Consider the following 13,100-nt stretch of genomic DNA (forward strand, 5'->3'; position numbering starts at 1 on the left):
TCATGTCAGACGAATTTATCACCTTTATCGATGATGACGAAGAAAACCTGGACCAATCACAAACAGTGGCTGAGGGAAAAGATCCTTGGGTGATCGGTATCATCGACGATGAACCTCAAGTGCATGAGGTTACGCTACTGGCATTGAGACATACAACAATATATGGCAGGCCATTAGAATTTCGAAGCGCTTATAGTGCTGAAGAAGGCGCTGAATTGATCGAAAATAGCCCTGATATGGCCTTGGTGTTACTTGATGTCGTAATGGAAACTGAAGACGCTGGCTTGCAGCTTGTTGATAAAATCCGAAACGAGTTAAACAATAGCGCTATACAAATAATATTGCGTACAGGCCAAGCTGGTTATGCGCCTGAAGAAGAAGTTATAATTCGTTATGAAATAAATTCCTACAAAACCAAAAGCGAATTAACGCGTAGTAAACTATTCACCACCATTGCCACTGGGTTACGCAGTTATCAGCAGCTAAAAGCTATTGAGAAAAGTCGCGATGGTTTAAGAGCTGTCATTGGTGCTTCTGCATCGTTAATGCGTGAACGTTCATTGTTTGATTTTTCTCACGGTGTACTCTCCCAAATTGATGCGCTGTTTAATTTGTCTGCCGAAAGTCTGTTTTGTGTTTCTAAACGTCCTGCAAAAGGACCTTTTTCGATTAAAAATACGGAAGACGGCTATTACATAGTCGCTGCTGATGAGAAGTACAAACAGTACTTTGGCCAAAACATTGAACACTTGGGAGAGCAACTTCCTGTTATAAGGCAAGTAAAGTCTTGTTTAGAGAAAAAAGAGCATCAGCTAACTGAAACGGTTAGCACCTTGTATTTATCGACACCGTCGGGTTGGGAAGGGGTGATCACCGCAGAAAATTCTAAAAATTTACTAGAAGCTGATCAGGAAATTCTGCAAATATTCTGCATGAATGTTGCCTTAGGGTTAGAAAACGCCAAATTCTTCACCTATTTAAATAAAGCAGCATTTAATGATGAGTTAACGGGGCTGTACAACAGATCTGGCCTAATTGATATGTCGCAGCGGTTTGTTCTTAAACACAATACCCAGTGTGCGATTTTTATTTTAGATATCGACTACTTTCACCATGTTGTTACGTCTATGGGCTATGAGTTTGGCAGTGCCATCTTACAAAAACTCGCGGGCCTAATTAGCCAGATATTTGGTGAAACAGCTATTTGTGCGCGTCTTCATACCGATGTATTTGCAGTGCTTACAACCAATTCTACCTTGTGTGCTAATGAAGTGGCTTTACGTTGCTCTCGTCCTATCTTTGTCGAAAATCAGTCGATTAGAATGGGGATGACAGTCGGAAAAGCGATTATTGATGTAACAGATTCTGAGCAAGTAGATATTAGCCAATCATTAAAACAAGCTGAGCTCGCACTAAACGTAGCCAAAGAGAAAAAACGAGGGACAGGAGAGGCATTTAACGAGTCTTACGAAGTTGAATCTAGAAACAGCATGGCGTTGTTAAGTGATCTAAGGTTGGGGTTGGATAACAAAGAGTTATTTCTCCATTTGCAACCAAAAGTAAATGGTTTTGACAATACCGTCGTAGGCTTTGAAGCGCTAATTCGTTGGAAACATCCTAAAAAAGGACTTATTCCTCCAGGGGCTTTTATTCCTGCAGTTGAAAAGTCAGGCATGAATTATGACTTTGACTTATACGTAGCCAACAGGCTTTGTGAAATTGTTAAGAATCATCCGAATCTTTCAGTGCCTATTTCTTTCAATATTTCCGCAAATTCGTTGAATCATGAATCATTTGCCTATGACTTGAAGCAAGTATTTGTTGAGCAGGCAGTTGCTTTTGGCAAAGTAGAAATAGAAGTGACAGAGAATGCGCTAATTAATTCTGAATTGGCGATTGCTAGGCTTCATGAGCTCAAACAAGCAGGCTTTGCTATATGTTTAGATGACTTTGGCGCAGGATTTTCTTCACTAAGTTACTTGCTAAGGCTTCCGGTTAGTACCATTAAGATAGATCGCGCGTTTGTCGCAGATATTGCCAATAGTGAAAGCTCTTTAACATTAACACAAGGTATCGTCGATATTATTCGCAACCTTGACCGAAGTATTGTTATGGAAGGTGTTGAAACTCAGCAGCAACTCGACATTATCAAGAAATTAAACGTTTCTACCATTCAAGGATTTTATTTTTATAAACCGTTACCGCTAGAAGAAGCGTTAGCCTTGCTTTAAAACAAGGCTAACAGCACATTTTACCAAGGTTTGTTAGCTTAACGCTGTCCATAGAATGGAAGTAATTGCACCTAGCGCCACTATAAAAGAAACAAAGCGGGCATGGCCTATTCCTGTAACGTAAAATACTGCGTGACTAATTCTAGCGAGAATAAAAACAACACAAGCGGTATTAATGGCTGCTGCGTCCACCTGATTTGCATAAGCGATAAATAGGGCCACAGTAAATAAGATAAGCGCTTCCCAGGCATTTTTTTGAGCAGCTACCATTCTGCCACCTGCGCCAGTAAGTTGCTCTGCTTGAAATCTAGGTTCGTTAATATTGACGGTTGATAACTGCTTAACACGAAAGGGAATTGAACTTAGCGCTAACACTATCGGAATAAACATGGTGATAGCTAAGTAAACGTAAACACTCATTTTTCTATCCTTAATATCTTTGTGAATTTACCTGATGTTTTACGCGTTCAACATGGCAAACATGCTATTGCCTGGTAAGTTATTCATAGCTTTTTGAAAACTTGGTCTCGCTTCAATGGTTTCGATCCACGCAGAAATTTTTGGATAAAGGCCAAGATCTACGCCGCTATGAGGAGTCGTACTAAAGTAGCTATAAGCGATAATATCGGCGATGGTTAGTTTGTCGCCAGCTAAAAACGCGTGTTTTGATAGCTGCGCTTCAATCGGCGGCAACTGTTGTGATAAGAAAGAAAGTGCTTCATCAATGGCTGTTTGATCTGCTTCACCACCGAAGAATATTTGTTTAATCTTGTTTTCAAAAAACATCACGGTTAACCAGCGCCCCGCGTGTAATGTGGTCATATCCGCCCATTCATTTACTATTGCTCGTTCTTCTGGTGTATCGCCATATAATGCATTGTCATTTCGTTCTGCTAACAAGCGACAAATGGCGTTACTTTCAAAATAACTGTGACCGTCTATTTCAACGGCTGGCACTTTTCCGAGTGGGTGACGTGCTAAATGTTCAGGGCTTTTATGCTCGCCTTTTGCAAAGTCTAATAAGGTAAATTGATAATCTAACGCTAGTTCTTCAGCGGTGAGTAATACTTTGGTTAAGTTAAACGTGGGAAAGCTATAAACGTGCATGATCAGTCCTTAATATGGTTAATAGATGAATCAGAGTAAAGTTACTTGTTTTTTGCAAGTAACTTTACTCTAGTGCACTTTACTTGTTTTTTGCAAGTATTTTTTTTAAGCTTACGACATACAGCAAAAGGAGAAACAATGACCTCGTTACCTGAAAGACATGAATCCCGCTCTATCTGTGCATTAGCCAATGGTTTAGAAATAGTGGGAGATCGCTGGACGTTGTTGATTATTCGCGATCTTATGTTTACCAATCGCAACGAGTTTGGTCATTTACTTCAATCGGGTGAAGGCATTTCAACCAATATTCTTACGGAACGGTTAGAACGTTTACAGCAATATCACATTCTCGAAAAATTGCCTCACCCCACCCATGGTAAGAAGTTCGTTTATCGTTTAACAGATCGCGGTTTAGGGTTGTTGCCAGTGTTACTTGAAATGGTTTTATGGGCATATGACGTGTTTGACAATTCGTACATCCCTCCTCATATCCACGACATGATGGTGAACGATAGACAAAGTATTATCGATAAAGTTAATAAGCGAGAGCCTTTGGTAACTCTCGACTTATAGTGAGATGCTAATCACTAGCACTTGAAGGTGCGAGATATTCGCTGCTTTTTTTTGGCTGCTTTGACGCAATGTCAGTTAAAACCCAGTTGAGCTGTGTATCTATTCCTTGCTGATAATCACGCCAGTTTTGCTCTACCTTTACATCAGGAATTAAGCCGTGAGTAAAGTCATCTTGCATCTTAAAGAAACGCTTAGAATATTGCACAGTCCAACCTGTTCTTGGCAGTACAAATCGGTCGGCATCTTGATACCCATAAGGGTTTCCACCACTCGTTGTGCCGACTATCTTTGCGTTCAGCATTTGCTTAAATTGGGCGGCATTACTGACTCCAGCAGAAAACGTCTCATTATTGATAAGAACATAAATGCCATTTTGCCAATCTAAACGATCGAGCGTTATTAAGCTTTGCGCCAACAACAGCCCTTCAAAGAAATTGCCGCCGCCATTTTGGCGAAAATCGATAATTAGGTTGTTTACTTGCGCATCTTCTAATGTAGATTTTATGGCTCTTGAAAAAAGCATCATTTTCAACCAGCCAGGGTAGCCTGAAAACTCAATATAAGCAGTGTTTGAATCTTCACTTATATTAAGTGTTAATCCATCGGTTGATTCTTGAAGTCGCCAAGGCTTTTCTTGTCGCGTAAAACCATGGTTAACTGTATTTGCTAAGCGGAAACTCGGCACTGATTGCAGCGTTTGCGCGGAAAGTACTCCCATGTCATTGGCAAATTCAAAGTGCGCTTGATCGAGTTGGTGAGTGATATTTAAGCCGTGAAGTACCTCTGCGACATTGATTGTCCATGGCAAAAAGTGGTTAAGGGAATGTTGATTATCTACCCCTTGAGTGACTGGCTTTACAGCTCGAATGACGTGTTCTACGGGTTTACCATCGATACTAACCAGGCGTTGGCCTAGTAAGTACTTATACTCGGTAGAGGTTTTAATTACCCTTAATTCACCATCAAATAGTTGAAAATATACAGGGTACCTTGAGTAAGGTTGTCCCCAGTAACCAAATAGGCTGTGGCCATCGCCAATGAGACGGGTAATACCCATCATAGCAACCATGACTTGATAGTGATTAAGCTCAGGTAGCGACAGTTTTAATTCTGTTAACGCTTGTTTAAATTCCGCTTTAGTCGCTGTGTGATATAGGTTGATATGTCGTTGCTCTAATTCCGTAAGGTAAAAATCAATATCATCAGACCAGTCAACAACTTGCTGTTGGGTGAGTAAGGCTGAAGAGGGTTGAATAGGCTTAGTGTTGTGATGAGTACAAGCAGATAATATAAGTGCTGCGCTGAGCAAGTAGCAGGGCAGTAACCGATAAAGTTTGGACACGACAAATATTCCTTTAATGAATTAGAAAAAAGAAAAGGGATGCTAATTGACGCAATTTGTAAGTTAAAACCGCGCCATTAGAAGGAAACTTCCATATTGATACAGGTGCTCAAATCAATGAGCACCTTTTAACCTTTATTCGTATCTCAGCGTCTTTACTGGGTTTTTGCGTGCTACATTGGCAGCATTTCCGCCGACGGTTAGCCAAGCGATAATCAGAGATACACCGCCAACGCCCAAACAAATTGGCCCAAACCATATAGCGTCAATGCGATAAGGGAAGGCTTCCAGCCATTGCAACATGGCATATGTCGCGATTGGCCACGCGATAATGTTTGCCAGAACCACAGGTTTTGAAAACTGCCACAATAACAAGCGAACAATATCAGTTATTTCTGCGCCCATCACTTTGCGAATACCAATTTCTTTGGTTCTGCGTTCAACGGTAAAGGCTGATAAGCCATAAAGGCCTAAACATGCTATAACGATAGCTAAAATAGAGAAGGCTAAAAACAGTTGAGCAGTTGTCATTTCATCTTGATATTGAGCCGCCATCATCTCAGATAAGAACTGCAAACTCATGGGCTCTCCAGGAACTGTGCGCTTCCACACTTGCTCGATATCACTCATTAAGCGTGAGGTGTCGTTAGTATCAAAGCGAATATTGGCGACACGGAATCTATCAGGGTTTAGTTGATAAACCGTTGCGCGAATACCAAATTTGATAGAGCGAAAGTGAATATCAGGAATCACACCAACAATAGTCAGTACTTGATTTCCATTTCCTAACGTTTTGCCAATGATATTGTTTGGCTGGCTAAAGCCAAATTTTCGCATGGCAGATTCGTTAATAATGATATTGGCATTAACTGTGGTATTTTCGTCACTGCTCGGCACTAAAGTATCTGTACCGTATTGCTCATCAAATAAACGGCCAGCTAATGGCTTAACACCATATTCATCAAAAAAGCCGTAACCCATATGATGGTAATTCAATAAGATAGGCTCAACCTTGTTACCTTGTTCGTCAGTTTCTAACAAGGTGTATTGCGTGTTGTTCTCAAAATCTTGAGTCGGCGCTTCTGACGAGAATGTGACTGATGTTACCCCTGGTATTTGGCTTAGTTCTTGTTTCAAGCTTGGCTGTAAATCCCGCGCACCGTTAATACTAAGTACTAACTTGTCATCACTTTGATAACCAACATCTATACTGTTTGAGTAAAGTGTTTGCCCGTAAACTACTAAGGTACAAATAACTAAGACAATTGACGTTGAAAACTGAAATACGACTAGAGCATTTCGCAATTTTACCGAGCCTGATGACTCACTACTTTTACTGGCTTTTAGAATACGGCCGGGCATAAATCCTGATAAGTACACCGCAGGGTAGATACCCGCAATAAAACCTACGCCAGTGGCAATTAATATTAACCACAACAGCATACTTGGATCGTCAAATATCATCAGCTCTAGGTTACGGCTAATCACTTCGTTGTAAAATGGTAGTGCCACCTCAGCCGCAGCAATAGCTAGCAATAATGCAATTAACACTAATACGATAGCTTCACTTAAAAACTGAATAGCGACTTGTATGCGTGATGCCCCTAAGACCTTGCGCATCGCCACTTCTTTCGCGCGCTTGCTGGCTTTAGCTGTGGATAGGTTCATAAAGTTAATGCAGGCAATAATCAACACCAAAATGGCAACGGTAACAAAGGTATTGATCATATCGTTGTCACCCATAGGCGTCATGTCACCCATGTTGCCAGCATCTTCTTTGGCCTTAAGGTGTAGATCTGGAACACTCATCAATTTGAGATTCAAAAAGTCAGTCACTTCTTTGCCTTCAGCTTTATCGCCTAAAAAGCCTTTCATCATTTCTACAAGCGGACTTTCATTGTTTAACCAGTAATTAACGCGCTCCTGAACTTGCGCCAACTCAACCATAGGTTTCAGTTTGAAATAGGTAAATACGTTAACGCTGGTCCAGGTATGTAAAACGTTATCATTTTCACCAAACAATGCCGGTTGCAAATAAAACAGCATGTTAATGTCTAAGTGAGTTTGGTCAGGTAAATCTTTAATAACGCCAGTAATTTCAACTTCATTTGGGTTTGGACCAACACAGCAAACTGTAAGGGTTTCGCCAATAACGTCGGTGCGGCCAAAATATTTAATGGCTAGAGATTCAGTAACCACTAGATTCATCGGCGCATTAAATGAAGTCTCAACAGAGCCATGCGCAAAAGGCAGTTCAAACATGTCGAAAAAGCTAGGATCAGCCATGGTCATTGCTTCAGAAAATGCGTCTTGGTCTTTACGCACTGTCAGTGTCCATTGAATTAAACGAACACCGTCTTCAATTTCTGCTTGAGCGTAACCTTTAATGGCTTCCATCATGCGGCCGGCAGAGCGCACAGTTAAAAATGGTTGCTGATTTGGCATGGTATAAGCGGTGTGAACACGCACTAACCTGTCGGCATTGGGTAACCATTTATCAAAGCCAGTTTCGGCTTTTACAAACAGCATAATCAAAATACAGCTCATTAGTCCGATGGCTAGGCCGAAAATATTTATCGCGGAAAAAATACCGTTTTTTACGATATTTCGCCACGCAGTAATTAAGTAGTTGTAAAACATAAGAATTCCTTAAGCTGCTTTAACGCTTTCGGTGACTACATGACCATCGAATAAATTAATGGTGCGTTTGGCGTAGTCGGCATGAGCTGGACTGTGAGTCACCATGATGATGGTTGTTCCCTCGTCATTAAGTGCTTGCAACATTTCCATCACTTCTTGGCCATGAGCACTGTCTAAGTTACCCGTTGGTTCATCGGCCAATATCATTTTCTGGCCACCGACAACCGCTCTTGCTACAGCAACACGCTGTTGCTGCCCTCCTGATAACTGGCTAGGCATGTGTTTGGCTCGATGGGCGATACCCACTTTGTCCATCACTTCAGCAACGCGCTTTTTACGCTCTGCAGAAGATACATCGTGATATAGCAGCGCTAAGCCAATATTTTCCTCAACGGTTAGCTCATCAATAAGGTTAAAGTTTTGGAAGATAAAACCTATGTTGTGCTTTCTTAACACTGACAGTTGTTTCTCGCCATAACCTGAAATTTCTTCGCCATCGAATTGGTAACTGCCTGAGGTTGGTGAATCTAACATGCCGATAGTATTGAGTAGCGTAGATTTACCGCAGCCTGAAGGGCCCATAATGGCGACGAATTCACCTTGTGCTATTTCAATGTTAACTTGGTTAAGTGCTGAGGTTTCAACATCATTGGTTTGATAGACTCGACTTAGGTTATGAAGCTTTAGCATAGTGACTGTCCTTTTTACTCTTAAATTCTGTTTTGATTAAATTCTTGGTTAATTTGCTTTTTGTTAAATTAGCTTTGTATGAGTTATGCATTAGTTATTAAGCTGATTGAGCTTTAAACGCTGCATATCTAAATAGCTTGTGTAAGGACTGGTGATAACTTGTTCTCCTAACTCCAGTCCTTCAATAATTTCGATATATTGATTGTTTCTGCGACCCAAGCGCACCGAACGCTTGACAGCTTCGCTGCCGTCATTAGAAACAACAAACACCCAGTGACCGCCAGTGTCCTGATAAAAAGCACCATTAGGAATTAGTAACGCCTGATTAGCGTCACCTAGTGTAAGCTTTGCTTGAACCGTTTGGCCTCTGCGAATATCAGTTGGCTGTCTATCTGCGAAAACAAAGTCCACTTCAAATTGTCCTTGTTGCACTTGCGGATAAATTTTGCTGATGTTTAATTGGTAGTCTTGGTAGCGAGCAACTTGCCCTAAATCAACGCGGTTTAGGTAAAATTCGTCAATATTTGCCGTTACTTTATAATCGTTTGGTGTATCAATTTGGCCTAAGCGTTCGCCGCGACCAATGCTTTGACCTATTTCGACATTGAACCCGGAAAGCTTGCCATCTACTGGTGCTTTAACGTTCATGTTATCTAGATTTTGTCGAGAGATTGCCAAATTGCTTTCAAGACGTTTACTGGTGGATTTTAAAAACGCTAGTTGCGCTTCCTGCATCTTGGTATCTGAAGCTTGGCTTTCTAATGTGATTTCACGGCGGTTTTTGTACCAATTTAAGGTATCTTGGGTGTCATCCACTTTAGACTGGGTGATGGCACCGCTGGCGATAAGTTCCTGCTCACGCTTTAATTGTCTGGTTAAAATGCGAATTTGATATTCAATATCGACTAAATTACTTTTGTGGCGCAGTCTATTTTGTTCGAGGCTGAGCTCAATTGAGCGCATATTATTTAGCTGCTCAGCCACACGAGCTTCGTTTCCTAACACGTTTAATTGCAAGCTTGCGTTTGACAGTTCCACGATTAAATCGCCTTGTTTTAAGCTCGCGCCGTCTTCTACTAAAATGCGCTCTACGCGACCACCTTCAATGGCGTCAAGATAGACGGTTTTAGCGGGTGCAATACGGCCACGAATAGGAATGAAGTCTTCAAATATGCCTTGAGTAACGGGAGAAATAACAATTCGGCTGCTATTCACCGCTAAAGATTTACCTGATACTTGATCTTTTACTAACCAATAAAAGCAGACGATAAGAAGTGCTACTAACACCGCCCAAAGCCATTTCGGTAACGAAAACTTAGACTTTTCAATCGTGCGATCCATGCCCGCACCAGATCTAGGATTATGGTTAGTATGCTTGCGATTTTCTTTTACGGCTTTAAGTGAGTTGCTCATAGTTAGTTTCAGTTTCACTAAAAATACGATTGCGAATGCTTTTTAAGGTTTCAAGAAGTGTTCCAACAGCTTTGTTTTGGAGTAAGGTTTTGTTTTTTAAGGTAATTGTTTTATTTGTCATCATGGGTGTGAGAAAAACAAGTGTACGTTATCGAACACTTTGTGTAGGCTAGTGTTCAATAACGTACACTTATAAAGGCTATTGCCTTGGAGAATTTTCCGCCATGAAAGAGCCAGGTCATATCCTAATTGTTGATGATGATGAAGATATTCTTGTTGCAGGAAAACTATTATTAAAGCGCCAGTTTTCACAGATAGATATCTGTAATCGCCCAGAGCAAATCCCTAAACTCATTGCTGAAAACCAGTACGATGTCGTGTTACTTGATATGAATTTTGGACCGGGTGAAAGTTCAGGTGATCAAGGCTTTTATTGGCTAAAGGAAATTATCTCAATAAAGCCTGATGCAATTGTGGTGATGATCACGGCCCATGGTAGTTTAGATCTTGCCATAGAAGCAATGAAACAAGGTGCTACTGATTTTGTTGCTAAACCTTGGCAAAACGAAAAATTGATTGCTACTGTCTCTACCGCTGTAGAGCTAGGTCGTACGCGAGGGGAAGCAAACACGTTAAAAGCGACCAACCAAACCTTAGTCGCAGCCTCTAACGCCCAAGGCCAACAGCAGATGATTGGTCAATCTGCTGCAATGCAACAAGTTTATAGTTTAATTGAGCGTGCCGCGCCAACAGAAGCAAACGTACTTATTCTAGGTGAAAACGGTACAGGTAAAGAGCTTGCAGCACGTGCAATTCATCAGCAGAGTTTACGTCACGACCAGTTATTTATGTCTGTAGATTTAGGGTCTGTCGCAGAAAGCTTGTTTGAAAGTGAACTCTTTGGCCATGAAAAAGGGGCATTTACAGGGGCAAATCAGCAGCGAATTGGAAAATTACAAGCTGCAGATGGTGGTACGCTGTTTTTAGATGAAATTGGTAACTTACCATTGCATTTACAGGCGAAATTGCTCACGGTGCTGGAGCAGAGAAAAGTCACGCCATTAGGTTCAAATAAAGCGGTCGATATAAATGTACGTGTTATCGCCGCGACCAATTTGTCGAAAACGCAATTACAAGACGAATCGCATTTTCGACAAGATTTATTATTTCGACTCAATACCGTTGAAGTCACTTTGCCGCCACTTAGAGAGCGGCAAGAAGATATCATTCCTATCGTTGAGTTTTACTTAGCACTGTACAGCAAGAAATACCACAAAGACGGCATGATGTTGTCGCCAGAGTGTCATCCAATATTAAAAAACTATCCATGGGTGGGTAATGTCCGTGCTTTAAGGCACGCCGTTGAAAGGGCGATTATTTTGGCGGACAACACCAACTTAATGCCACATGATTTTCAGCTTGCTGCCGTCAATCAAAACACCGTGCCTGATAGCAATGAAGCGATTGATATCTCCCAACATATTCCTCCGGCACAATATAATTTGGAACAAGTTGAAAAACAGACGATTGCAGCTGCTTTAAAAGAGCATAAATACAATATAAGTCATAGTGCCAAGGCGTTAGGCTTGACTCGTGCTGCACTGTACAGAAGGATGGAAAAGCATGGGCTTTAAACGTTTTTCGCTACTGATTATTGCGCGCACCGTTGCTTTAATGGTGTCGCTAGCCTTGCTGATTTTAGCCTGGCTACAACCTGGCTATCACGCTGCTACGATTGTGATGTTTATGGTGATCATAGGGCAGTTTTTAGAACTCATTAGCTTTGTCACTAAAACCAATGGTGAATTGGTGCGTTTCCTCGATGCAGCACGCTATGCAGATTTCTCGCAGCGTTTTGAGTTAACCGATATGGGGTCTGGTTTTGAGGAATTAGGCAAAGCTTTTAGTGAAATTCTGGAGCGTTTACAGAAAGTAAGAACTGAAAACGAGCAAGAGTTACGTCACATCAAAGCATTAATGGAGCATGTGCCGGTGCCTTTGGTGAGTTTAAAAGCCGAGCAGCAAGTCCAGCTTTGGAATAATAGCGCTCGTCGCTTATTTGGTGCTAATCCCGTAGTGAACTTGTCTGATTTATCGGTTTTTGGCGCTCATTTTCCTAAGCAACTCGCTTTGATGTCAGCAGGCGATAAGCAGCTAATTCAAATCTCTATTGACGGCATTGATCACAAGCTTAGTGTCGCAGCAACTCAAGTGACTATAGGCAGTCAAAGTGAGTTACTACTTAGCTTACAAGATATTCATAACGAACTGGCGTTTGCACAATTACAAGCGTGGCAGGATTTAGTGCGTGTACTTACTCATGAGATTATGAATAGCATTACCCCGGTATCGTCATTAGCAAAAACTGCAGTGGATCTGGTGGATGATATTGCTAAGCAATCATCGTTACCTCCCCAGCTTGACGAAGAGCTGCAAGATGTTTCTGATGCAGTAAAAACCGTGGCACGTAGAAGTGATGGTTTAATGCAGTTTGTCTCTAGCTATCGTCAGTTAACGCGGTTACCAGAGCCAGCTCGACGAGATATCACCTTGTCGACGTTTTTTGAGCAACTCATTCCTATATTTAATCAAGGTTGGGCAGACAAGGAAATCCAATTTAGTAGTGAAGTAACCCCGACATCCCTCGATTTAAGTGTTGATAAAGATATGCTTGAGCAAGTCATTATTAATTTAATGAAAAATGCAGAGCATGCTATTTCACAAAATAAAGAGCTTCTCAAAAAACAGGGACAAATTTCTCTCAGTGCTTATATCAATAAGCGTGGCAGGACAGTGATCGAAGTGTGTGATAACGGCGTAGGTATGTCACAGGATATTGTTGAGAACGCCTTTGTTCCTTTTTATACCACCAAGCGCGATGGCTCGGGAGTGGGGCTGGCATTAACCAGACAAGTTATGTTAGCTCATGGCGGTCATGTTGTTCTTGAATCTGAAGAAGGCAAAGGCGCGCGTTTTCAACTGATATTTTGATTACTGACAACAAAATACCTTTCAAAAGTTGTTGAATTAGCGAGATAAGTTAAGCTGTATATCATGGACAGGTTCACTATGTATTAATGAAATGCTCAAATAAAACATATAAG

The 13,100-nt window shown here is 41.3% G+C and carries 10 protein-coding genes; 4 read left to right on the forward strand and 6 right to left on the reverse strand.

Annotated elements, in window-relative coordinates:
- Window positions 1-2: 2 nt before the first annotated feature.
- Window positions 3-2,231 (forward strand): bifunctional diguanylate cyclase/phosphodiesterase, encoded by a 2,229-nt coding sequence (locus ACOB80_RS17390; protein WP_473167129.1) that lies wholly within the window; start codon window positions 3-5, stop codon window positions 2,229-2,231.
- A 33-nt stretch (window positions 2,232-2,264) separates the two neighbouring features.
- Here ACOB80_RS17390 and ACOB80_RS17395 read toward each other — a convergent pair whose 3' ends face one another.
- Complete coding sequence (locus ACOB80_RS17395) at window positions 2,265-2,651, reverse strand: MAPEG family protein (protein ID WP_473167130.1); 387 nt, start codon at window positions 2,649-2,651, stop codon at window positions 2,265-2,267.
- Window positions 2,652-2,690: 39 nt separating this feature from the next.
- Window positions 2,691-3,338 (reverse strand): glutathione S-transferase family protein, encoded by a 648-nt coding sequence (locus ACOB80_RS17400; RefSeq protein WP_473167131.1) that lies wholly within the window; start codon window positions 3,336-3,338, stop codon window positions 2,691-2,693.
- 138 nt (window positions 3,339-3,476) lie between these two features.
- Between ACOB80_RS17400 and ACOB80_RS17405 the strand changes: the two genes are divergently transcribed.
- Entirely contained in the window at window positions 3,477-3,911 is a 435-nt protein-coding gene (locus ACOB80_RS17405; protein ID WP_473167132.1) for a winged helix-turn-helix transcriptional regulator, read from the forward strand.
- A gap of 7 nt (window positions 3,912-3,918) precedes the next feature.
- Here the strand turns inward: ACOB80_RS17405 and ACOB80_RS17410 are convergent, their stop codons facing one another.
- The 4 genes from ACOB80_RS17410 to ACOB80_RS17425 all read right to left on the reverse strand — a co-directional run bounded on the left by ACOB80_RS17410 (window position 3,919) and on the right by ACOB80_RS17425 (window position 9,996).
- Window positions 3,919-5,253, reverse strand: coding sequence for a S41 family peptidase (locus ACOB80_RS17410; protein WP_473167133.1), 1,335 nt, complete (start codon window positions 5,251-5,253; stop codon window positions 3,919-3,921).
- A gap of 135 nt (window positions 5,254-5,388) precedes the next feature.
- Window positions 5,389-7,893 (reverse strand): ABC transporter permease, encoded by a 2,505-nt coding sequence (locus tag ACOB80_RS17415; protein WP_473167134.1) that lies wholly within the window; start codon window positions 7,891-7,893, stop codon window positions 5,389-5,391.
- Window positions 7,894-7,902: 9 nt separating this feature from the next.
- Window positions 7,903-8,583, reverse strand: coding sequence for an ABC transporter ATP-binding protein (locus ACOB80_RS17420; RefSeq protein WP_473167135.1), 681 nt, complete (start codon window positions 8,581-8,583; stop codon window positions 7,903-7,905).
- A 90-nt stretch (window positions 8,584-8,673) separates the two neighbouring features.
- Entirely contained in the window at window positions 8,674-9,996 is a 1,323-nt protein-coding gene (locus ACOB80_RS17425) for an efflux RND transporter periplasmic adaptor subunit (RefSeq protein ID WP_473167136.1), read from the reverse strand.
- A 224-nt stretch (window positions 9,997-10,220) separates the two neighbouring features.
- On the opposite strand from ACOB80_RS17425, the gene ACOB80_RS17430 reads away from it, so the two are divergent.
- Entirely contained in the window at window positions 10,221-11,630 is a 1,410-nt protein-coding gene (locus tag ACOB80_RS17430; RefSeq protein WP_473167137.1) for a sigma-54-dependent transcriptional regulator, read from the forward strand.
- Window positions 11,620-12,987, forward strand: coding sequence for a sensor histidine kinase (locus tag ACOB80_RS17435; protein ID WP_473167138.1), 1,368 nt, complete (start codon window positions 11,620-11,622; stop codon window positions 12,985-12,987). Before ACOB80_RS17430 ends, ACOB80_RS17435 begins: the two co-directional genes overlap by 11 nt.
- The last annotated feature ends 113 nt before the right edge of the window (window positions 12,988-13,100 follow it).

It is taken from the genome of Thalassotalea coralli, from assembly GCF_055786205.1.

What these genes read in the sequence shown, in the direction of transcription:
- ACOB80_RS17435 (WP_473167138.1), top strand. Translation starts at nt 11,620, where the DNA reads ATGGGCTTTAAACGTTTTTCGCTACTGATTATTGCGCGCACCGTTGCT.
- ACOB80_RS17400 (WP_473167131.1), bottom strand. Translation starts at nt 3,338, where the DNA reads ATGCACGTTTATAGCTTTCCCACGTTTAACTTAACCAAAGTATTACTC.
- ACOB80_RS17425 (WP_473167136.1), bottom strand. Translation starts at nt 9,996, where the DNA reads ATGAGCAACTCACTTAAAGCCGTAAAAGAAAATCGCAAGCATACTAAC.
- ACOB80_RS17390 (WP_473167129.1), top strand. Translation starts at nt 3, where the DNA reads ATGTCAGACGAATTTATCACCTTTATCGATGATGACGAAGAAAACCTG.
- ACOB80_RS17430 (WP_473167137.1), top strand. Translation starts at nt 10,221, where the DNA reads ATGAAAGAGCCAGGTCATATCCTAATTGTTGATGATGATGAAGATATT.
- ACOB80_RS17415 (WP_473167134.1), bottom strand. Translation starts at nt 7,893, where the DNA reads ATGTTTTACAACTACTTAATTACTGCGTGGCGAAATATCGTAAAAAAC.
- ACOB80_RS17395 (WP_473167130.1), bottom strand. Translation starts at nt 2,651, where the DNA reads ATGAGTGTTTACGTTTACTTAGCTATCACCATGTTTATTCCGATAGTG.
- ACOB80_RS17420 (WP_473167135.1), bottom strand. Translation starts at nt 8,583, where the DNA reads ATGCTAAAGCTTCATAACCTAAGTCGAGTCTATCAAACCAATGATGTT.
- ACOB80_RS17405 (WP_473167132.1), top strand. Translation starts at nt 3,477, where the DNA reads ATGACCTCGTTACCTGAAAGACATGAATCCCGCTCTATCTGTGCATTA.